18 protein-coding genes are annotated in these 23,155 nt (G+C 27.9%); 3 read left to right on the plus strand and 15 right to left on the minus strand.

The window, feature by feature from the left end:
- Positions 1 to 2: 2 nt before the first annotated feature.
- The 13 genes from CLPUN_RS05290 to CLPUN_RS05345 form a co-directional block, all read right to left on the minus strand.
- The gene (locus tag CLPUN_RS05290) at positions 3 to 656 is read right to left on the minus strand and encodes an HlyD family secretion protein (protein WP_077846285.1); all 654 of its coding nucleotides are present in this window, start codon (positions 654 to 656) and stop codon (positions 3 to 5) included.
- A 19-nt stretch (positions 657 to 675) separates the two neighbouring features.
- The gene (locus CLPUN_RS05295) at positions 676 to 1,665 is read right to left on the minus strand and encodes an HlyD family secretion protein (RefSeq protein WP_077846286.1); all 990 of its coding nucleotides are present in this window, start codon (positions 1,663 to 1,665) and stop codon (positions 676 to 678) included.
- Positions 1,666 to 1,923: 258 nt separating this feature from the next.
- Entirely contained in the window at positions 1,924 to 2,409 is a 486-nt protein-coding gene (tpx, locus tag CLPUN_RS05300; RefSeq protein WP_077846287.1) for a thiol peroxidase, read from the minus strand.
- Between the two features lie 125 nt (positions 2,410 to 2,534).
- Complete coding sequence (gene trxB / locus CLPUN_RS05305; protein WP_077846288.1) at positions 2,535 to 3,443, minus strand: thioredoxin-disulfide reductase; 909 nt, start codon at positions 3,441 to 3,443, stop codon at positions 2,535 to 2,537.
- Between the two features lie 547 nt (positions 3,444 to 3,990).
- Positions 3,991 to 5,376: a L,D-transpeptidase family protein gene (locus CLPUN_RS05310; RefSeq protein WP_077846289.1), complete on the minus strand. Its 1,386-nt coding sequence runs from the start codon at positions 5,374 to 5,376 to the stop codon at positions 3,991 to 3,993.
- Between the two features lie 119 nt (positions 5,377 to 5,495).
- A complete protein-coding gene (locus CLPUN_RS05315; protein WP_198944290.1) occupies positions 5,496 to 7,160 on the minus strand; it encodes a flavin monoamine oxidase family protein in 1,665 nt (554 codons plus the stop codon).
- Between the two features lie 218 nt (positions 7,161 to 7,378).
- Positions 7,379 to 8,764: a L,D-transpeptidase family protein gene (locus tag CLPUN_RS05320; RefSeq protein WP_077846291.1), complete on the minus strand. Its 1,386-nt coding sequence runs from the start codon at positions 8,762 to 8,764 to the stop codon at positions 7,379 to 7,381.
- Positions 8,765 to 8,994: 230 nt separating this feature from the next.
- A complete protein-coding gene (locus tag CLPUN_RS05325) occupies positions 8,995 to 10,371 on the minus strand; it encodes an aldehyde dehydrogenase (RefSeq protein ID WP_198944291.1) in 1,377 nt (458 codons plus the stop codon).
- Between the two features lie 494 nt (positions 10,372 to 10,865).
- On the minus strand, positions 10,866 to 12,443 hold the full coding sequence (locus tag CLPUN_RS05330) for a reverse transcriptase domain-containing protein (RefSeq protein WP_077846293.1): 1,578 nt from the start codon (positions 12,441 to 12,443) through the stop codon (positions 10,866 to 10,868).
- On the minus strand, positions 12,440 to 14,248 hold the full coding sequence (locus tag CLPUN_RS05335; protein ID WP_077846294.1) for a hypothetical protein: 1,809 nt from the start codon (positions 14,246 to 14,248) through the stop codon (positions 12,440 to 12,442). Before CLPUN_RS05335 ends, CLPUN_RS05330 begins: the two co-directional genes overlap by 4 nt.
- On the minus strand, positions 14,238 to 17,249 hold the full coding sequence (locus CLPUN_RS05340) for a hypothetical protein (RefSeq protein ID WP_077846295.1): 3,012 nt from the start codon (positions 17,247 to 17,249) through the stop codon (positions 14,238 to 14,240). Before CLPUN_RS05340 ends, CLPUN_RS05335 begins: the two co-directional genes overlap by 11 nt.
- Before the next feature lie 272 nt (positions 17,250 to 17,521).
- Entirely contained in the window at positions 17,522 to 17,677 is a 156-nt protein-coding gene (locus CLPUN_RS27975) for a hypothetical protein (RefSeq protein ID WP_198944289.1), read from the minus strand.
- Positions 17,678 to 17,746: 69 nt separating this feature from the next.
- Positions 17,747 to 18,577 carry a polysaccharide deacetylase family protein gene (locus CLPUN_RS05345; RefSeq protein ID WP_077846296.1) on the minus strand — a complete coding sequence of 277 codons (831 nt, stop codon included), beginning with the start codon at positions 18,575 to 18,577 and terminating at the stop codon, positions 17,747 to 17,749.
- Positions 18,578 to 19,041: 464 nt separating this feature from the next.
- Between CLPUN_RS05345 and CLPUN_RS05350 the strand changes: the two genes are divergently transcribed.
- On the plus strand, positions 19,042 to 20,391 hold the full coding sequence (locus tag CLPUN_RS05350) for a jacalin-like lectin (protein WP_242954053.1): 1,350 nt from the start codon (positions 19,042 to 19,044) through the stop codon (positions 20,389 to 20,391).
- Positions 20,392 to 20,519: 128 nt separating this feature from the next.
- Here the strand turns inward: CLPUN_RS05350 and CLPUN_RS05355 are convergent, their stop codons facing one another.
- Entirely contained in the window at positions 20,520 to 21,548 is a 1,029-nt protein-coding gene (locus CLPUN_RS05355; RefSeq protein ID WP_077846297.1) for an AI-2E family transporter, read from the minus strand.
- Entirely contained in the window at positions 21,529 to 22,029 is a 501-nt protein-coding gene (locus CLPUN_RS05360) for a PRC-barrel domain-containing protein (protein WP_077846298.1), read from the minus strand. Before CLPUN_RS05360 ends, CLPUN_RS05355 begins: the two co-directional genes overlap by 20 nt.
- Positions 22,030 to 22,323: 294 nt before the next feature.
- Between CLPUN_RS05360 and CLPUN_RS29120 the strand changes: the two genes are divergently transcribed.
- Both CLPUN_RS29120 and CLPUN_RS05365 read left to right on the plus strand, forming a co-directional pair.
- Positions 22,324 to 22,446, plus strand: coding sequence for a hypothetical protein (locus tag CLPUN_RS29120; protein ID WP_278281602.1), 123 nt, complete (start codon positions 22,324 to 22,326; stop codon positions 22,444 to 22,446).
- A 36-nt stretch (positions 22,447 to 22,482) separates the two neighbouring features.
- Entirely contained in the window at positions 22,483 to 22,770 is a 288-nt protein-coding gene (locus CLPUN_RS05365; RefSeq protein WP_077846299.1) for a phosphotransferase, read from the plus strand.
- Positions 22,771 to 23,155: the final 385 nt, after the last annotated feature.

Genomic DNA, 23,155 nt, shown 5'->3' on the forward strand with positions numbered 1-23,155 from the left:
CATTACTTAACATGAATCTTAACAACGGCATTGGTTCCTGGGAGAATTTTGCTGTCAAAATCATCAAGTTCAATTTTCACTGCTACTCTTTGAACTACTTTTGTAAATGTACCACTAGTTGATGATGGTAAAATTGATAAAGCTGAATTGGAAACTTCTCCTATAGATTTAACTTTTCCAGTAAATTTTTTTGAATCATATTGATCTATAGTAACCTCAACAGGTTGACCAACTTTTATTTTTCCAAGTTTTGTTTCTTCAATATCTGCAGTTATATATAGTTTACTAGGATCTATTAAGCTAATTGTACTTTGGCCTGCTGATAAAAATTCTCCAACTGTTCCTTGTTTTTTTACAACTACACCGTTAATAGGTGCCCTCATCAACGATTGTTCAATGCTTGTATCTGGAAGCCCATTCATGTCTTGACGAGCTAATATTTCATTTTTAGTAACTGTATCTCCTTCTATCACATTAAGTTCTAATAATTTCCCCGTAATTTGTGGAGTTACACTAACTAAATCCGCACTAACCCTTGCATCGTCAGTTGAAACATAATATGTATTTTCATACCAATAGTAAAACACAATCCCACCTAATGCTATCACAATTGTTATTAAAATTCCAATAATTAATAATTTACGCTTTTCCTTCATATTAAAATCACCTCTTCCCTTATTCTTTTAATCCGACTTCTGCTAACATTCCTGGTTTTAACTGAGACTTTGGATCAGATAAAGCTACTTTAACTAAAATATTTCTGCTTTGAGAATTTAATTTAGTATTTATCACTGTTATTTTTCCTTCAAGCTCTATATTTTCCACTTCTGCTACTTTAACAACAACATCTTGTCCTTCTTGAAGTTGACCTATAACATCTAGTGGTGCATAAGCATTTACACATAATGCATTTGCATTAGATATTGAAGCAAGAGTCACACCTGGTGAAGCCATTTCACCAACATTAATACTTTTAGCATTTACCACTCCTGAAATTGGTGATGAAATAGTTCCATTATTTAATGTTGTTTGAGCAGTTTTTAAGGCTGCCTCGGATTGTTCAACTTGTGCCTTGTAAACATTTATAGATGTTTCTGTTGCACCATTTTTAAGTGCATTCAACTGTTCTTCAGCTGACTTTTTTTGTGCTTCTGCTGCCACAAGCTGTTGATGTGCAGTTTCTAATTGTTGCTGAGTACTTGCTCCTGCTTCAACTAAAGTTTTTGTACGTTCATAATTTTTATTTGCAACTTTATAGCTTTCAGTTGCACTATCTAATGTTGCCTGATTTTGAGCAATTTGCTCTGGACGTGTACTGTTCATAGCATTAGTTAAATTTGCATTTGCAGTATTTACTGCTGCTTGAGCTTGATCCACTTGTGCCTGTAAATCTTGTATATCCAGTTTAATAATAGCATCTCCCGCATTAACCTTTGTTCCAATATCAACGAACACTTCTGAAACCCTGGCTGAAATTTTTGAAGCTATATTTACTTGATCGTTTGTATCGATTTTTCCTGCCATAATATATTTATTTTTAGTTTGGTTAGTATTATTTTCAGTAGTTTTAGAAATATTATTTAAATTTGAACTGTTGGCTGAACTACAACCGCTTATGCTTAACATCATTGCTATAACCAAACCAACTAACATAGTCTTTTTCATCTTATCCCTCCATATATTAATTATTCTCATACACATTATTTCCATGCATATTGTTCGTATACTAACAGTATGTATTATACAATTATTTTTTTACATATTCAAGGGCAAATTGACTGATAGTTTAATTTTTTTATTTATTTGCTTTCACTCACTTTTGCATGCTAATCATTCTTTTAACATATGTTATTTAAAATATATTTAAAAAGCTCATCCCTATTTGAGATGAGCTTTTAATTAAGTAGTTTTATATGACTTATATTATTTTAAAGCATTTAAAACTGCTCCATAATTAGGTTCTGATGTTACTTCTTCACAGTATTCAACATAAGTTACTATATTATTTTCATCTATTACAAATACTACTCTTGTTAAAAGACCAAGTTCCTTAATATAAGTACCAAATTCTTTTCCAAAGCTTCTATCCTTATAATCTGACAATGTCTGTACATTTTCTATTCCTGCATTTCCACACCATCTTGCTTGAGCAAAAGGTAAATCCATTGATATTATATATATTTTTACCCCTTGCAAATTTGAAGCTTCTTGATTAAATCTTCTTACTTCCATATCACACACTGCTGTATCAATTGAAGGTACGCTTACATATACTCTCTTTCCTTTTAGCTCTTTTGAATCAAGTTGATTAATACCATTATCTATTGCCACAAAATTTGGAGCAATATCTCTAACCTTAACTGTATTTCCTTCTAATGTTACTTCATTTCCTTTAAATTTAACGTTCATATTTTTCCTCCTCAAAATTGTAAAATTAAACATTTTTACTTAATAGTGTAGATTACTTTTTCACTTCTATTTTTTCATAACTTACTTTACACTATCAATTTTATATATTTATATTTTTCCTTGTTTTAATGATTTATTAAATATTTTTCAGCCTCATAAATGCTAACTGCGCCATCAGATGCAGCTGTTAATACTTGTCTAACTGATTTTGTACGTATATCTCCTATTGCAAATATACCATCTATACTTGTTTTACAATCTTCACCTGCAATTATATAACCATTCTTATCTAAGTCAACTAAATCTTTAACAAGTTCTGTTGATGGGTTACTTCCAACTGCTACAAACAAACCATTCATTTCTAATTCAACTATTTTATTAGTATTGTTATTTGTAACTTGTATTTGCTCTAATTTATTATCACCATATAGTTTTGTAACTATACTATCCCAAATTATTTCTACATTATTAGTTTTAAATAATTTTTCTTGTGCAACTTTATTAGCTTTCAAAGTATCACGTCTACTAATTAAATACACTTTTTCAGCTATTCTTGAAAGGTGTAATGCATCTTCTACAGCTGTATCTCCACCACCTACAACAGCAACTATTTTATTTCTAAAAAATCCACCATCACAAGTAGCACAATAAGATACTCCTCTTCCTCCTAATTCTTCTTCTTTCTCGACCCCTAACTTTCTAGGCTTAGCTCCCATTGATAATATAACTACTTTAGCTTCATATATTTCAGTATCTGTTATAACCTTTTTTATCTCTCCATCAATTTGTATATCTAAAACTTCCTTATATTCCATTGTTCCACCAAACTTCCTTGCATGCTCATACATAATATTTGCAAGATCAGATCCTGTTATATCTACAAATCCTGGATAATTTTCAACTTCATTTGTAGTAACCATTTGACCACCTTGAAATTGTTTTTCAATCATTAAAGCATCTAATTGTGCTCTTCCTGCATATAATGCTGCAACTAAACCTGCTGGTCCTCCACCAACTATAATAACATCTTTCATACTACATTCCCCTTTTTAGCTAATGTATATTTTATTCTTATAATTTAGTAAATAGAATCCGATTTATAATTTTTATAAATTTAATTTAATTCAATTATATTTTACAATTTTATATTAACTCTATTACTATGACTTGTCAACTAATTTTTAATTTTTATTAATAATTATTTTCCATTATCTATAATCAAGATAAAAGATTGTTACTCTTAATAAAATAGATATAAAAATTTATTTTTCATTCACAATTTATAATTTCATTTATCTTTGAATGATATTAATATATATTGCGGTTAGCAATTAAAGATAAAATCTCTTCGCCATTTTTTTTAATTTAATTATTAATAAGGTAAAATTGAAATACCAACATATATTAGAATAAAAACTTATGTTTAATAAAAAAATTAGGCTAAATATAAAAGGTTGAATTAACTATATTATTTACAATTAGCTCTTTTATAAACAAAAAAGCCTTCCAATATTTTTAATATAAATATTGGAAGACTTTTAATTATGATGCATTAATAATTAATCTTTTTATAATAACTTATTAATAATAACATACAATAGGAGTTCCTGCATCAATATTCTCATAAATTGTCTTAGCTAACTCATAAGGTGAGTTTATACATCCATGAGAGCCATTAGTTATATATATTTGTTTACCAAACTCATTCCTCCAACTAGCATCATGAATTCCTATATTCCCATTAAAAGGCATCCAATAGTCAACTGGCGAAACATAATCTTCACCTACTAATTTAGCATTTCTTTCTTTATAATTTAATACATATGTACCAGCTGGCGTTAACGTATTTGTACTTGCATTTCCAGTTACAACATCACCTTCTACAACCAATACACTATTTTTATAAAACCATAAATGCTGCTTTGTCATATCAATTTCTACATATGTATTTCCGACATCATTACTGCCTTTGACTTTTGCTTTTTGTGAAAATATTGGTTCCTTTGTTATATCTTGTCCATTTTTCACAGCTTCTATTAATTCCTTTGCTTCCTTAGCATTGTCAACAATCCATCCATAATTCCCTCCACTTACTTGTATTGTTTTTTTAGATGTTGTAACAAAATCTCTTGTATTTCCAAAGGTATTATACATGCTTGAAATTTTATATACATAATTCCGAACTTTAGCTTCATCAAATGTGATTTCCATCTTATCATTAACATTAAGCCACTTATTTATTGTAGCTCCATCTAAAACTTCTTTTTTATTATCTGATTTATATGTAATTTTAGTTGATACATATTTATCAAGTGCCTTTTTAGTATCTATAACTTCTGGCGAGTCTGAAGTATATTGGGGGTCTTCATAACAATTATTTGAATCTAAATTTATTTGTGGCTGCACATTAAGAATAGCCTTTCCTAAAGCATCATGTAAAGATTCCTTATTTATCTTATTCCCTAAAACTTCATTTACTATTTGATAACTTCCATCTACATATGTAAAGCTAGCATTTTGTGGCTTTTCTATTTCACTATTATTTACACAATTAAGTTTATCTATAGCTTTATTTAATAATTCATCATCATAGCTAACTATTTGATATATATCAGAATCATTTTTCTTTAAAAGCGTAGAAATCCATGTAAAAGGGTTTTGGTTATCTTTCAATTCCTTAATTTTACTACTATCATATTTCAAACCTATATTTGCGGCTTTAATTTCTTCTGTTTTATTTCCTCTTTCATCTAAGCTTAAAGTATATTTATTTATTTCTGATGATAACTTATTTTCAGCTTCTTCAACTGTCCTCCCAGAAACATCTATCCCATTAATTGTAGAACCAAAATTAAAATGATTAATACAATATAATGATACTCCTAAATATATAGCCATTAAACTACAAAGAGAAATCACACCACCTAATATAACTTTACTGTGATTATTACTTCTTTTTCTTCTCATTATAATTACTCCCTTCAAGTATCATTATACTAAAAAAATGTAATTATTAATATATACTTTTCTACAAAAAAGCCACCAAAAAACAGAATATTCTTCCCTTATTTTAAGGTAGCCGATTATTATATTCTTTTACAATACTCTGCTATACTATTGGCAGCTTTCATTGCTGTACTTAAAGATCCTTCTATCCATCCATGTGTTAAAGAAATATGTTCCCCTGCAAAATAAACTTTATTATCATATTCAGGCTGTTCCATAGCATATGAGAACAGTTTCTGCTGCTCTGGCATAAAATAACAAAATCCTCCATAAAAACCTTTTTCCCTATTCCAATCTACAGTAATAGATTCTTCTACTATTGAATCAAGATATCCTTTTTCAAGTCCATGAACAGCTTCAACCTGTCTTTTTATTTTTTCAAACCGCACGTAATCGTCTAAATTTCCAACGCGTATCGCATCTAAGTTTAAATTATATGACGATAGTAATACTCCTGGTTTATTATACAAATTATTATTTTTTATATCAAAAGCACCTTCACTTTTCATTGTAGCATCATTAATACTTACATTGTGACTAGGATACCATATAGTTGAAATTGGTAAATCAGTACTTGATCCCCCTCCAACTATCCGTTCACTTTCACTACCTTTTTCCCAAAATTGTTCTTTGCACATAAAAACAGTTTTTTGAGCTGATGTATAAAAAACTTCTTTTATAGCTTGCATTTTTCCAGCACTAAACATAGGATATACGCCTACATTACGAAGACTTGAAAACGGAATCGCACAAATAACAAAATCAAAGGATTGTCTTAATGTTTCTAGTGATTTTTGATTTTTATATTCAAGTATAACATTATTTGATTTATCATCTCTAAATATGCTAGTTACTATTTTTCCATTTTCCCAGGTTATTTTACCTAAATCTACTTCTTTAATATTAAAATATTCTTTAGGTCTTTCAGATAATAAGGAATAATAAAATGACAGTGGAAAATTAATCATACCTCCAACAATTTCATACCTATAAGCATAATCTACAGTATATTCTTCAATTAAATTTTCAGAATAACTATTATAATAAAATGAACCAAGAAAAGGAGCTAATCCTGATATTAACTCAATAGCTCCTTCACTTAATCCCATTTTTTCAAGCACTTCTCTTATTCTAAGGCTTCCTAAATATTGAATTATTGGTGAATATTCATATTTTACCTGTAATAATTCTTTTCTTATCTGAGGATTTATTTTTGATAAATTACTTGCGAGTGCATCACCAATAAGTTTTTGCCAAGGTGTATTTCTTTCCATTGGAGTTAAATTAAATTCAGGATAAATATTTTCCATTACACTTTTGCCTTGAGGATCATTTCTTGCACGTTTATTTCTTATGTATATAAATGTATTTTTATTATTTTGAATAAACGGTCTTGTTTTTAACCCAAAAGTATTTATATAATGCCATGTAGTTTCATGAGATGCAGGTATTCTCATAGCTCCAAATTCACCATAAAACTTTTTTTCTTTATCAAAATAGTGAGTATAGACACGGCCTCCAATACGATTTTCTTGTTCTTCAAAAATTGTAATATCAAAACCAAGTTTTCTAAGTTCAAACGCAGAAGCTAGTCCAGCAAGACCTCCACCTATTATTCCTACTCTAATTCCTCTGCAGCTTCCTGGAGCTTTAATTGTTGTAATATCTTTAGGCGGACTAAGCAACTCTATTATATTATAAAAGTCCTCCATTCGATTTGCTTCTTCTAATGTAATTTCTAACATTTTATATCTTTCTTCATCAGTTGGATTAATTGGCTGTATATATTCATTAATCTCTCTAGCCAAATAAATTCAACTCCTTTTCAATTACATATCTAATTTATATAATTAAATATATTATTGAATTTACAAGAAAAGACCAGCATTTTGCTAGTCTTTTCATTAACATAAATTTATTTGTATAAGAAAAAAATAATAATTCTTTTTTATGATTTATCCATTTACTCATAATAACAAATAATAGGATCATCTGCTTCAATATTTTCAAATATTGCGTTAGCTAAATAATATGGTGCATTTACACATCCATGTGATCCATTTATCTTATATATATTTCCTCCAAATTCATACCTCCAATTTGCATCATGAATTCCTATTCCTCCATTAAATGGCATCCAAAAATTTACTTGTGTTATATAATTATCACCTTTTAAAGTAGCATCTTTTTGCTTATATTTTAATTTATATATTCCTGTAGGAGTTGAACAATTATTATTTACATTTCCCGTAACTATATCTCCTTCTACAACAAGAATTCCATTTTTATAAAACCATAAATGTTGTTTTGCCATATTAATTTCTACATAAGTATTTCCAATATCATTATTTTCACGAGACAATGCTGTTTGAGTATATATTGGCTCTTTTGTTATTATTCGTCCTTCCTTTATTACTTCAATTAATTCTTGTATTTCTTCATTTTTGTTAATTAACCAACCATAATCTCCACCACTTACTTTTTTTATTATTTTTAATGATGTATTAAACTCTCGTACTTTACCAACAGTATCATAAGTATTAGAAAGTTTATCTAAATATTTTTTCATTTTTTCTTCATCAAATGTGATTTGTAAATTTTCATCAGCTTTAAGCCACTCATTTATTATGGATCCATTTATAACTTCGGTCTTATCTCCAAAGTTATAAGTAATTTCTGCCCCTGTATATTTATTAAGAAGATTCTCAGCATCTATAACTTCTTGATCTTCTGAATTATATTTCGTTTTTTCATAACAGCCACTTGCTTCTAAATTTATTGTTTTTTCTCCTTTAAGAATTGCCTTTACCACTTGATTATATAAAATATCCCTGTTAATTTTGTTTCCTTTAACTTCTTCAATTACATACCCATCCTCTTTATATCTAAAACTCGGATTTTGTGGCTCAATTATATTATTGCTATCAAAACAAGAAAGCTTATCGAATTCCTCCTGTAATAATTTTTCATTATATAATATCACCTCTTCAACTTTCGAATCTTTTTTATCAAAAATTCTGATAATCCATCCAAATGGATTCTGTTTTTCTTTTAGTTCTTTAACTTTTCCACTTGAATTATATTCTAAATCAATGTCAGAACCTTTAATTTCTTCTTTTATATTCTCTCTCTCTTCTAATTCTAATTTATATTCTTCAACTTCTGCTATCATTTGTTCCTCTGCTCTCTCCACAGTTTTCCCTGAAACATTAATGCAACTAATGGTAGATCCAAAGTAAAAATGATTTATAAAATACATTGTTATTCCAAAATATAAAATAATTAGAGCACAAAAAGAAATTATAATACCCATAGTAATTTTATTACGCTTATTTTTTCTATTTCCCATAATAACTACCCCACCCCCGTTATCATTATACCGAAATATAGAAGTAATTATTTGCACTTTCAATCGTCTCTTATTTACAAAAATTTCATACATACAAAAAGTTAAGAAAATTAATTTATAACTAATTATCCTTATCAAAAAAAGATTTCATAGCAATATAAAAGATCTGATTCCAATTGAACATGGAAATCAGATCTTGAATTCATACAATCTTAAATATATATTAACTTTTATTTCATCACTTTTTTTAAGAGCTTAATTTTATTATTAAATGGTGCAAATCTAAAAGGAAACTCAATAAAGGTACCTCTTTTTGCTATACTCTTTTCATGTGTAAAGGTATCAAAGCTTTTTTTTCCATGGTATGCTCCCATTCCACTTGTTCCAACTCCTCCAAAAGGAAGATTAGCGATACCAACATGAAGGATTGTATCATTTATTGTAACTCCTCCTGATGAAGTTTCTTTAATTATCTTTTTTATATTATTTTTATTTTCTGAAAAATAATATAAAGCTAAAGGTTTATTTCTTTTATTTACATATTTTATTACTTCATCTAAATTGTCAAAAGTCATTACAGGAAATATTGGTCCAAATATCTCTTCTTTTAGAACGTTACCACCTTCTATTATATCAGTTAAAATAGTTGGTTCAAAATATAGTGTTTCTTCATCATAATTTCCACCATAATATATATTTCCATCTTTTAAATATGCTGATAGTCTATTTATTTCACGTTTGCTTATTATTCTAGGATAATCTTTACTTTCTTTAATATTTTCTCCATATTGAAGATGGAACTCTTTTATTATTAATCTTAAAAATTCCTCTTTAATCTCCTCTTGAATAAATAGGTAATCTGGTGCAACACAGGTTTGTCCTGAATTTAATAATTTCCCCCAAACAATTCTCTTTGCTGCCTTTTTTAAATTACCATCCTTATCTATGATACATGGGCTTTTCCCCCCCAATTCTAAGGTTACAGGTATAAGCCTTTTTGAAGCTTTCTCCATTATTATTTTTCCTACTTTTATACTTCCTGTAAAAAATATATAATCAAATTCCTTATCCAATAATTCTTCAACACATTCTTTTCCTTCATCAGCACCTACAACTTTTATATATTCTTCATTAAAATTCTCATTAATAATCTTTTCGACTAATTTTGATGTATTTATCGTATGTTCTGATGGTTTAATTACTACAGTATTTCCTGCTGCAATGGCTCCTATTAATGGCAAAATAACCAGTTGAAATGGATAGTTAAAAGGACCTATTATCAAAACTGTTCCATAAGGTTCTTTTTCAATATAATTCTGACTTGGAAAAAACACAAATGAACTGCTTACCCTTTTTCTTTTGCTCCATTTTTGTATATTCTTTATATGAAGATTTATTTCTTCATATACCATAGCAACCTCACTTAAATAACTTTCAAATTCAGATTTATTCAAATCCTTCTTAATTGCATTTAATATTTTTTGTTCATTATCTTTAATTATTTTTTTCAACTTTATTAACATTTCTTTCCTAAAATTTATATCTAATTGTTTTCCTTTTTGAAAGAATTCTTTTTGTTTATGTACAAGTTTCTTAATATCCATAATTCCTCCTTAAAACTTCCAATTAAATTATTTAATATTATTTCTATCTATTTCTAAAAATTTCAGCGTTACTAACCTTTTTTATTATTTACATTTCTGTAGGACTCTATTAATTAATTTTATGAAAAAAAGATTACCTCTTCTATATAAAATGAGTGATAATCTTTTAATATTTCTGATAGATTTCTTGCTAACTATTCTCATATTTGGTTGAGACACTTCAGCGTAGCACCACTACTGTCACATAACCGAAGGCTCGATTTTAAATGTGCACAGTAGTGGTAGCGCAGCGAATTGCGCGCAACCTAATGTTGTGTATGTGACAAATCTCAACCATGGCGCAACACCACAGCATAAAGGCCAAGAAATCTATCTTTTAACAATTCAATTTTCTGACTATTAAATTATAACATGTTAATGAAATAAATTCAAACAATTTTAATATTTACAATTGACGGTTAAGATTTGCTAACCTTTTATTTCTCCATTACCCATTGTTAACTGTCAATTAACTCCATTCCCTCTCTAATTATACCTGCATATCTTTCTGTATTAACACCTTTAACCCATGAAACCATTCCACTAATTTCATTTATAGTCTTAACTGGCACTTCTTTCCCATTGTTCTTAAGTTTATTAGCATTATAAATTGCAGCTCTCAATGTTTTTATCCACTTTTTAGGAACTCCAATTTCATCATTATTTATAACTATTCCTGTTATACATTGACGATTGTTTTCCCTAAGAAAACGTGTCTTCTTTTTATTTATGTTAAGTCCTTCTTCGCTTACTATCTTTGAAACTAATCCCATGAATCTTCCAATATTTAAGTCACTGCTTTCTTCCTTAAAGCTAAAACTCATATCATCTGCATATCTTGTATAGGTGCAATTATGCTTATAAGCCAGTCCACTTAATCTTTTATCTAATTTTGCACAAATAATGTTTGTAATCATAGGGCTTGCTGGTGAACCTTGAGGTAAAATTCTATTTGAGGTTTTAACGTATTTTATTTCTCCTCTAACTTCTATTGCCATGCGTTCGCAATAGGTACAAATCATAGCAAGTAATGATGAAATGTAACCAGAATATCCAAAAGCTTTGAACATTCCTCTAACTCTTTCAAAAGTAATCGTTGGAAAGAAATTTTCAAGATCCATATTAATTAATAATTGTGTATTCTCACTAGAAACTTTGTCTGTCCCATGAACCTTTTCTACAACAAAAGCTTTTTCTACCATATCAGTTTCTTCTGACAGGTAACCCTTTTCCGCTACATGAGCTTTCGCCCCTGATACAACTGATTTTCCTTTTAAGAATCCATGAGCATAATTTGATACTGGCATTTTTGATAAAATATCTTCTAAAACTTTTCTTTGGGCATTTTTAAGTATTGATTTTGGAGCTGCAATATTACGCTCTCCACCTTTTTTCTTAGGAATAGTGAATCTATGATAATGATCTACTGAAACTACATCCCTATGGTAAATTAAAAATCTTAGTTTTTTATATTCAATCCCAAGGAACTCAGCTAAAGCTTTATCATCTTTTATAATTGGTAAACCTTGTAACAATAGCTTGTCATTATCATTTTCTTTATCATTTAATAAGCTTGAATAGCCTTTTCCAATAAAAACAATACTCTCTGACTTTCTCTTTTCCCATGCTTCACCTTTTTGCCTTTTTTCAAGTGCCCTCTTTTCTTTTCTCTCTTTACGTCTTGCAATTGATTCTGCCATTATAGCTTTAGCTACATCTACTCTAATTTTCTCATAATCCCAAGTTTCATCATATTTCTTCTTAAGCTCATGCAGTTTTTGATTGATTTTATCTTTTCCTTCATATAACTCTGAAATTTGATTGATGATTTTTTCGTATTCCTTTATTAAGCTTTTTCTTTGTGCATATTCTTCTTTTGTCTCATTTTCTTGTCTTTCATAAGGTGTAGGTAAATTCTTTGGCCAAAATCCATATTCTTGCATCTTCAATAGGGTAAATTCTTTTTTACCCATTTGATTTACTATTTCTCTATAATCTTGTCTTTTATTTTTAGTATTTTCTTGATTCTCAATCATAATATTGTCTCCATAATATCATTAATTTTGTATTCTTTATTCTTTTCTAGTTTTAATCTTGTAAACTTTGAAGAAATTAAGTATAAAGCAAGAATATGTGCACAAGGAGCTGAAATATTTCTAGGTCCTTTATTAAACTCTCTACATTTACATTTTACTTTAGAAATTTGACCATCTTCATCAATTATTAATTCTGTTTCAGTTAAATCATGTTCTCTATTATAATCTTCTGTTTCTCTGAACTTCCAATTCTTATATTTACTATTTGACATTTTAAAAGAATGTTTAAAAATATATTCATTTTCTTCACTCATACTTGCTGAGAAATTATCCATGCCTGCATTCATATGCTCTTTAACCTTAAATTCCATTTCTGTAGTTTCATATAATTCCTTTGGAATAGACTCATTGCACAATCTTCTAAATCTTATAGTATCATTTATGGCATCAAAATAACCTTCACCACGTTTTAAAAGCATACCTACCCCTGCCTTATTTGTAGCTTTTGAATCTTCCTTTAAATTATCATAAATGCTTTCCATTGAAACAAAACGCTTTTCTTTCATTAATTTATAAACTTTATCATAGTTTCCATCCCCAATAAATCCTCCTAAGATATTAAAGGCAGTGCCCTTAACCCAGTCATTAGAAGACCATGCCGAAAAACCAATAGTCATTTTCATCGAACCTAAATCAGCTGTAATAAATTGTGGCATTCCAAAGCTAAGTAGTCTTACTTTAAAGGATTTTGCTAAAGGAATTGTTTTTTCTATAACTAGCCAACGTCTTCTTCCCCATATTTTTTCTTCTCTATATTTTTCACCATTATATATTGCTTTTAGAGTAAGCTCACTACCAAAGGGTTCAAAAACAATTTTCACTGGCTTTTTCGGTTCCAATATCCATTTCATATATCTAGGACTTTTTTGTGCTTTATGCCTTCTTAAAAATGAGCATATATCATAAACATCTACAGGTGATAATTCAATATCTATTCCCCCTAGACTTGCTGCTGAAGAAACTTGATTAAAACCTTTAATCCAAGTTTCAGGAAGGTCTATTTTCTTTTCCATATATTCTGGAATTATCCCTGTATCTACTGAAAAGCCTTCTGGATTAACAGATAATTGAACATCATTATAAGTACGAAATCTTTCAATTTCCTTAGCTAATTTAGCTGAAAAATCTATATTAGTTGTACCTAAACCAGGCTTTTGTAGAAGTTCAAATTCTTCCATATCAATTGAAAGACACCCATAGGTAGATTCATCTAAAGAAAATGCTTCAAAGGAAACTTGATCTGGATGTACTGTTATTACTGGATCTAATACAAACCAAAGATCTAAATCTCTATCTTTTATAAATTTCCAAAAATCTCTTTCAATCTTATAGTAATCTTTCCATACATCATGATTATCTATTTCTTTTTTAAGCTTATTTTTAATTTCAACTAACTTAGATATATCGCTACTTTTTTCATCTAATATACTTAATAATTCATTCATATCCTTGTTTAAATTTTCTCTAACTTCAGGCAAGTATTGTTCGTGCCTTAAAATTCTTCTCTCTATTTCACTATCAAGCCATTCAAAAAATTCAACTCTTTCCTTTTTCTTTATACTCGTATCTGAAATGACAATTTCACGTAACATAAGCATTGCATCTCTAAAAATTAGTGGATGCTTTAATTTCCCTAAGAAAGATACCTTTTCATCTCTTGAAAGATCAGGGCTAAGACCTAAAACAGTCTCGTTACCTTTATTAACACACATGGATGGACTTGAATATTGATAATTAACCTTCAACTTGCACGACCTCCTTTCTTATCTTTGCTAATGCTGTAAGTGCACGTTCTGAATCTATAATTATATTTGAGCCTCCAATATCTAGTAGCATATCTTCACATTCCTCTATTTTGTCTTTATACTTTAGTACAAATTTAGGAATAGCCTCATAAAGGTTATCCTTACTTTTAGAAACTTTATTAGGTAAAAAAATCAAAGTTTTTACATAATACATAAAAAGTTCTTTATCTCCATTGCCTAAATTACCTAGTATTTCATTTGTCTTATTAGAAATATAAGCTTTAACATCACTAGAGGTATGCTCAAGCATTTGAATAATAAACTCCTTAGGAATTAAATCTTTATAAAATTCATCTAATTTTCTAATCCCAAAAGAATAAACTTTATTTACAGGAGAATCAATTATAATACCATGTAATTTCCTTCTCTTTTCCTCAGTCATACCACCAAAAATCTCTTCTGCCATTTTATTTAAGACAATTATATTAGATTCAAACATAATTAATAAAGTTGAAAATCTTGTACTTAGCTCTTCACTATTATTATTAATAGCTTCAAATAACATATTTATCATTTTAGAAGTTCCAGTTTCTAATATTCCTATAATCTCAGAATCTGAAGGCAACTTCTTACTTTGAATTGCTTCTAATAACCCAACAACTTGTCTACCTTTTTGTGAAATTGCTTTATTAGTTGACTCTATAGTTATTTTCTTAAGTAAACTATCTAAATCTTCATAAGAAACTGAAAAAATCACTTCTTCTATAAATTCTTGCATCCAATCTGGCATTTTACTTGCATTAAGAATTTCAGAAATCATACTTGATATTAAATTTTCTTTTTCATCTTTTGATATATTTTGAATTTTATTTGTAGAAATTGAAAGTATTTCTTTTATTTCCTTGGAAATATCAGTATTAGAATTTATGAATTTTTCACTGCTATTTATAATAGTTTTTACAAAATTACAATATTCATTGCTATCTAAAGACAATATGCTTTCCTTAAATAAATCTATCCATATATCAAGATTTTCTAACAGCATTAAAGCTACTAAATCCTTAGCTGAAAATGCTCCATTAGTTCTATTCATAAATTCCTTAGCAATATTATGAATTTCTTCCTTTGGACTGCTCATTAAAACAAGCATTATTTCAGTTTCAAAAGTATTAACAACATCTAATTTATTGCAAAGTAAATCTTTAAACATGTTTGCAAGTGGTTCATAAGAACCTTCTGCTAATGCAACTAACTCCTTATAAGACATATTATTTATAAACTCATTGGCCTTTTCAGAAGCCTTCATTATATAATAACAAGCCTTTAATACTGGATTTATTTTTGCTAAACTTGCAATTTCCAATACATCTTCAAGATGGTTATCCCAAATTTCTTTCATAAACTCATAACGCCCTTGAAGTCTCATTAATTGGTCATTTTCCATCCAATTACTTCTAGCTTGCCAATTTTCCCATCCAATAGGAGGTTTTTCTGTAAAATCATAATACAAATAATGCTTTAAAAACTCATTAAATTGAAAGTTACCACGGAATTTACATACATAATCATACTTTGTATAACTTGTTAAAAGAGCTTTCATAGCTTGTATAAATTTTTTAGGATCATTTTTTCCATAAGAATCAAGAATTCTTCGTATGTATCTTTTATAATATTTTAGTTCCTTACTCTTTTCATTTCCCTTGAAATAATAATTGAGTCTTGGTGCATCTAGATAATATGCTATTTTTCCAATAACATCTGCAAGATCATAAGCTTCTGCTTCTTGAATAGTATTTTTTAATTCTAAAGTCTTTAGTATTACTCCATCACTATAAGTACTTATGTTATAACGCTCAGAACATCTATACTCTATCCATTTACTCTGAGTATAATCATATCTTCCTTGATATTCTTTTAATAATCCTTGAGCTGCATACTTTCTATAAGCAGAACCTTCAAGAATTTTACCTTTTGGAATATCATTATCATTAATTTTAATAAGATGTAAATCCATTTGTGGTAGTGAATCATATATTTTCTTTATTCTCTCAGCTCTTAATTCATCATTTAAAGCTGCCATGTATATATGAGCGCATCTTTTTACACCCTTTATGTAACTTTCTTCTGCCCATTTTATTTCAGATTCGCAAATAGTCTTAGCTTCATCAATTAATATTGAATTTTTTCTTTTCGCAAGTTCTAAAAATACACCACTTATTAACTCAACGCTTCCTATTTTCATAAGCAATTCAAATATATTTTTTGAAGGCTGCATTTCAAGTAATTCATTTAATGCTTTTTTTCTCATATAAAGATTTTCATTGCTTACCATATCACAAATTATTTCATAGTATTTAAAAGAATCTTCATTTAATTTTAAAATCTCATTAGGATGTTTAGCTAACTTAAAATCTAAAAAATTAATATTTTGTGTTTCAATTATCTTTACATATTTTTCATAAGAATTTGATGTAAAATAAGGTAATACAATTTGTTCTTTTATATTTAGACTTTTAAATTCTTTTACCCTATAATTTTCGTCTCTTCTCCAATAGTATTTTATTCCTGTTTTATAATACATTTTTGGAGCTCTATCATCTTTTTGCTTATTATAATATGGACTTTCCTCTATAATCTTTACCGCTTGGAAGGCTGGTAAGTGTCCTTCCTTACCTTTAAATAAAGCATAGCTAGTATATTTAATATTTTCTTCAAGAACATTATTAATAGATTGTCCATTATTTTCATTGCTTTTAAATTTATGCTCCCCATAAAGAATAACAAAACTTGGATTATTCTCTTTGTCATATCCCCATAAAATCACGTTTCTTAATGGATTATAATCCTTTTTCCATACTCTCTTTTTTATTCTAGACTTTTCACTTAAACTACTTTTAGTATATTCATTTTCATTTTTCTTTAATTCTTCTGTTTTCTGCTCTTTAAGCTTTAATAAAGAACGGATTGATTTAAAAAAGCTGTTTTCTTTAAACTTTGACATAATAGTAAACCACCTTATTTTTTAATTTAAACTTGAAACTACTTCTTCAATATTATGATTATATTAATATTTTTTAATTAATCAGATATGATAATTTTACCATGATTATACTAAAATCCCTAAATATTTTTTAGTTTTATCAACATAATAATATTCTTTACGACTTCTTTATAATCTTATATACTTCATAAATATATAATAACTGTAAGCATATCACACTTAAGAGTTTTAATGATTTGCTCACAGTTATAAAAAAATATATATTATTTATTTTAAGATCTATCTTCCCATTTTCTTTTTGCTTTCATCACATTTTCTTCACTAAGATGGGTTTCTTTAACTATTTCTCCCATACCACAGCCTTTATCAAGCATCTCTTTTGCTTTTTCCATAGCTTTTTCATGTTCACCTTTTTTCAAAATTTCCACAAAAAAATCCTCCTTTAGTAATAGTAAATTATAAATTATTGTTACCTAAAAGAGAAACTTTTATTCTATTTATTTTATTTTTATAGTTGCACCTGATTTAATTTCTACAATCTTTTTATCAACACTTATCCAAAGAGGTATTGCTGAAGTATTGTATACAATTTCACAATCTGCAGAATATCTCAAACTATCTAAAGCCTTTAGATAATCTACAATTTCAATATTAGTTGCATACCATATTGACTCATCATTACCTACAGTTTTACAAAATTCTTCTGCAAGTTCCCAATTTTCATCAATATCGAATTCATAGCTATGTCCCCACACATATAGTAATGACATACTTCTAAAGTCAGTTTCAATAAAATGCTTTGCTATCTCCATTAATTTAGGATTTTTATGATGACAAGTTGGATGCCATTCTAAAAATCTTTCTGGCAAATAAAATTTTTCGTGTTGGTTTACAGTTCTTGAATATTCAATTCCACAGTTCTCCATTACTTGAATCACTTTTTCATTATAAGTGCCATATGGATATGCCATACCTCTTACAGGATAACCAAATATCTTTTCTAAATTCTTTCTATCTTCAAATATTTCATTTATAATCATTTCTCTTGGAAGATCTTCTAATTGAGGATGCGTTAAACTATGGGCAGCTACTTCATGACCTTTATATACCTCTTCAATTTCATCAATATTCATTCTTTGTATTTTCTTACCTTTATTAATCCAATAATTTTCTTCACTTTGTATACCAGAATTAATATTAAAAGTTGCCTTTAAGGCATATTGGTTAAAAATACTAACAAGCCTTTTATCTTGAGTAATTCCATCATCATAGCTTAATGTCAAAGCTTTTTTTCTTCCATCTTTAAAAAGATTAATAATACTGCTCATATAAATCAACTCCTTTTTATTCTTAGATTATCTAAATTATTCAGTCTTAATTATATAAAGCCACCTATACTGTTAACTAATAAAAAACAAAAAGTCTCCTATTATTATAAGAGACGAAAAACGCAAAAAACTCCTATTGATTTATTAAATTCAAGAAATGCACGTATAGTTAATTGTTATTATTATACAATACAGAATTTCTATTTTCAATTGTTTATTAATAACTCCATCAAATTTATTATTAAGTGTATTTTTAATAACAACAAATAATTTAACCAATAAATAACATTTTTGCAATAGACAAAAAACTCCATTTATAGTACTATATTTTTATATTTAATTTCTATTTTTTACATCTTATTACATATACTTATTCAAATATAATATTTATATTTGAAAAGGCTTATACTTAAATTGGCTTATGTGTACATTGCAACTATTATTTATTTTGAGGAGGAATTCAAGTGAGTTTATTAAGTAAAAGAAAAATTGTATCAACTTTATCAACCCTTATGATTATGTCTACATTTATACTCCCTGCTGGAAGTAAAACTGTTCAAGCTACTGTTCAAGACAAAACCTTTAATGTTCTATCTTTAAATGTAGCTGGATTACCCGCAGTACTTTCTAGTAGCAACCCAAGTGCAAATACACGTTTGATGAGTCCATTATTAAATAACTATGATGTTGTTAGTGTTCAAGAAGATTTTGCTTATCATGATGATTTAACATCAAAAGTTACTCTGACATATTTGACTCCAACCAGTGGAAATGTTCCATTAGGTGATGGTATGAACTTTATGTCTCGTTTTTCACTTTATGAAACAACACGTTATAAATGGAAGGATTCATCTGGATTTATTTCACATGGGGCTGACCAGATGACTCCAAAAGGCATTTTATATTCTTCTATAGAAATTGAACCTGGCTACCTTGTAGATATTTATGATATCCATACAGATGCCGATACTGATGCTGATTCTTGTGCTGCTAGACGTTCAAATATGATTCAACTAGCAAATCTTATAGATGAGCGTTCTACTGGAAAAGCTGTTATTGTCATTGGAGACACTAATTCACGTTACACAAGAGCAGAAGATAATTTTGAAGATGCAGTTGTTAAAAAATGTGGCTTAACAGATGCATGGATTCAACTTATTAGAAATGGTAATGTACCTGCTGATGGTGATGCTTTAATGGATACTACCAAACGAAATGGTCCAAACAATGAGGTGGTTGACAAAATTTGGTATAGAAGTGGTAAAAATGTTAAGTTAAATACAACAAGCTATACACTTTTAGAAAGTGAATTTACAGATTCAAGCGGAAATCAACTTTCTGATCATTATCCTATTACTGCAACATTTAAATATTCACTTAATGAAGATATAAAAATGAGTGAAACCTTTGGCGGTAGTGGCGGAACTGGCTTCAGTTTCAGTGAAAAAATGGGAGATAATTTCCCAACAAAAGTTGCTATTAAAAGTGGTACACGTCTTGATTCAATAGCTTTCACTTACAACAATGTTGTGACTGAAGTTGGTGGCATCGGTGGCACCTATAAGGAGCTTACCCTAGGCAAAAATGAATATATTACTTCGATTGACCTTTGCAAATCACAAAAAAATGTACTTGGAACAAATAGAATTTCTTATATTAAACTAACTACAAATCTTGGTCATACCTTAGAAGGTGGTACAAAAGATGATGTTACAACCTTTACTGCACCAAATGGATATGCTATCGCTGGCGTATATGGCTTTGCAGATAAAGAAGTCGATAGATTAGGTGCGATATATAAAAGTTTAAAATAATTTATATTAAATAGGTGTATATAGAATTAAAAAGGGTAGCAATTTAGCCACCTTTTTTTAATTTGATTTATGAAATTAAACGCTTAATATTATACATTTACAATCTAGTTATTAGATTTTTCTAATAGTTAAAATAAATAATAATTTATATCATCATATAAAACTTTGATAATTACAGCTATAGGAACTGCTAATATCATTCCTAAAAAGCCTCCAACCGTATCTCCTATAAGCAATAAGATTATTATTACAAAAGGGTGCATATCTGTACTATCCCCAGTCATTTTAGGTGCTAAAATATCACCTTCTATTTGTTGGATTATAAACATACCAATAATCACCCAAAATGCTTTAATCGGTGAATCTAAAAGTGCAACAATAACTGCTGGTACTGCACCAAAAATTGGTCCAAAATAAGGTATTATATTTAATATTGCATTTAAAATAGAAATCCATAATGGAAATTTGACTTTTAATATTAAAAGCAAGCCAAAAGTTAATATTCCTATTAATCCGGAAAGTAATAACTGACTTGTTATATATCGAGTTAATACTCTATCTATATCACTTAAAAATTTTCTAGTTATTTCTCTTTTTTCTGTGGACAATAATAATAAACTTTTCGAATATATCTTATTTCCATCGCATAAAAAATAGTAAATCATTACTGGTATAATTGCAAAAGAAATAATATTGTCACTAAATTTAATCAAATTATCTACTGCATTTTCTGAAAATTTTATCCAAATAGTATTTCCTTTTTCCAAAATATCACTATACAATAAATTAGCTAACAAAATTTTTTTCAAATTAAATTTTTCTAACATATCAGCTAAGAAATTACTTATGTTATCAAATATGTTACTAATATTAACCATTTCATTAAACAAAGCTGGAACTATAACTATTATGCAAGTAGCAACAATACTTATAATTATTGTTATAACTAATATCGAAGCTATTTTTCTGCTAAGCTTTAGCTTCACTTCAAATGTATCTCTAATAGGGCTTAAAGTATAAGCTAGTATAAATGATATTATAATAATATTGACTATAGTATTAAGTGAATTATTAAAAAAATAAGCTAGTATTAAAGCTACAACGCATGTAAATATTATTATAGATATTATTAGTTTCCTATGCTTTCTTAATTGCATTATAACCTTCCATATTATGTGGCATTGATTTAAATAAAATGCCTTCATTTCCAGTATATAATATATACTTTTCTCCAAGTATGCATTTATTTAAAAGAATAATCTGCTTACCTTTTATCATTTTATCTATTAATCCTGAACTTATTACTATAGCTTTAATTGAATAATCCTTAATATCTATTATTATATCTTCTAACACCCCTTTTACATTACTTAATTTATCAATGATCTCCATATATTTTAATTCTTTGAAAGCTAAACCAGTACCCTTTCTTATATAACTTATTATCATATCTTCACCTATATCAATTATTTCCTCCTTATCAACATAATTATTTTTAGAAAACAAAATACTGTTGGATACTTTAAATCCTATAACTTTTCCTAAATAAAAATCTATATATATATCTTCGATAATTCCAACTTTTTTGCCTTTAATATCATAAACTTTTTTAAAGTAAAAATCTCTAGTTTTAAACATGTTCTCCTCCTATTTGTTAATATGGATACAATCACTATTTATATCTTGCCTCTAATAAGGAAATTTATTCATTTTATATTTATGATTGCTTAAGATTTAATCAGAAATAAACTTGAGTCACTGATTCTATAGATTAAATGTAATTATGTTATAAAGGCTAATAATAATTTAGACGATTTAAATCGAAATATTACACTAATGAAAACTTTAAACGAATATGGAATACCAGTTGCACATCCAATACCAACTATAATAGGTTAGGATTATGTAGAAGCTAATGAACAGTATTATCTTATGATGAATAAATTATCTGGAACTCATATTTTAGATATATATGAAGCAGATTATATAAATATTGCTTATGAGACTGAAAAAGGAATAGCTAAACTGCATACAGCCTTCATTACTTGCGAATAGAAAATTACTTGCTAGGATAACAGTCTCCTAGACGAAATGTCAGGTTGGATAAGTGATACACTGGAAGCAAATGATTACAAATATTTGAAAAACATTGACTTTGAAAAAAATTTAGATAAATTAAATAGATGCTACAATAAACTTCAAAGACAACTAATTCATAGAGATCTTCATTTGGGTAATTTCCTATTTAATAATTGCGAATTTTCAGGTTATATAGATTTTGACTTAAGTCAAAAAAATATAAGAATTTTTGATATTTGCTACTTTTTACTAAGACTTCTTATAGACCATAAAAAAAACAGTGAACATATAGATAAATAGTATCATATAGTTGCAAAATTTATAGAAGGTTATGAAATAACTAATCCACTCACAAAATTAGAAAAAGAAAGCATATGCTGCATTATGAGCTGTATCGAATTACTATTTGTAGCATATTTCATTAATAATGAAGATGAACTATTAGCACAAGGTGCTGCAAATTTATATTATTTCGTTGACAAAAATTAAGGAAAAATTCAATCTGCCATAAATAATTTTGATGATACAATTTCTTATGAAAACACAAAACAAGAAATCTAAACAACAATAGCTAGTTTTAATGCAAATTATTTTTTACAACATATATATTTCTAAAAAATCAAAGTACACAAAAATATTTAAATCCTGTAGAACTTAAAAGGATTTTCCATTATAAATAATAGCT

Origin of the sequence: Clostridium puniceum, assembly GCF_002006345.1 — a bacterium.
GTDB classification, from domain to species: Bacteria; Bacillota; Clostridia; order Clostridiales; family Clostridiaceae; genus Clostridium; species Clostridium puniceum.

Bases quoted from the DNA above. Each gene is read 5' to 3' on its own strand.
- CLPUN_RS05290 (WP_077846285.1), bottom strand. From the start codon at position 656: ATGAAGGAAAAGCGTAAATTATTAATTATTGGAATTTTAATAACAATT.
- CLPUN_RS05295 (WP_077846286.1), bottom strand. From the start codon at position 1,665: ATGAAAAAGACTATGTTAGTTGGTTTGGTTATAGCAATGATGTTAAGC.
- tpx (WP_077846287.1), bottom strand. From the start codon at position 2,409: ATGAACGTTAAATTTAAAGGAAATGAAGTAACATTAGAAGGAAATACA.
- trxB (WP_077846288.1), bottom strand. From the start codon at position 3,443: ATGAAAGATGTTATTATAGTTGGTGGAGGACCAGCAGGTTTAGTTGCA.
- CLPUN_RS05310 (WP_077846289.1), bottom strand. From the start codon at position 5,376: ATGAGAAGAAAAAGAAGTAATAATCACAGTAAAGTTATATTAGGTGGT.
- CLPUN_RS05315 (WP_198944290.1), bottom strand. From the start codon at position 7,160: ATGTTAGAAATTACATTAGAAGAAGCAAATCGAATGGAGGACTTTTAT.
- CLPUN_RS05320 (WP_077846291.1), bottom strand. From the start codon at position 8,764: ATGGGAAATAGAAAAAATAAGCGTAATAAAATTACTATGGGTATTATA.
- CLPUN_RS05330 (WP_077846293.1), bottom strand. From the start codon at position 12,443: ATGATTGAGAATCAAGAAAATACTAAAAATAAAAGACAAGATTATAGA.
- CLPUN_RS05340 (WP_077846295.1), bottom strand. From the start codon at position 17,249: ATGTCAAAGTTTAAAGAAAACAGCTTTTTTAAATCAATCCGTTCTTTA.
- CLPUN_RS05345 (WP_077846296.1), bottom strand. From the start codon at position 18,577: ATGAGCAGTATTATTAATCTTTTTAAAGATGGAAGAAAAAAAGCTTTG.
- CLPUN_RS05355 (WP_077846297.1), bottom strand. From the start codon at position 21,548: ATGCAATTAAGAAAGCATAGGAAACTAATAATATCTATAATAATATTT.
- CLPUN_RS05360 (WP_077846298.1), bottom strand. From the start codon at position 22,029: ATGTTTAAAACTAGAGATTTTTACTTTAAAAAAGTTTATGATATTAAA.
- CLPUN_RS29120 (WP_278281602.1), top strand. From the start codon at position 22,324: ATGATGAATAAATTATCTGGAACTCATATTTTAGATATATATGAAGCA.
- CLPUN_RS05365 (WP_077846299.1), top strand. From the start codon at position 22,483: ATGTCAGGTTGGATAAGTGATACACTGGAAGCAAATGATTACAAATAT.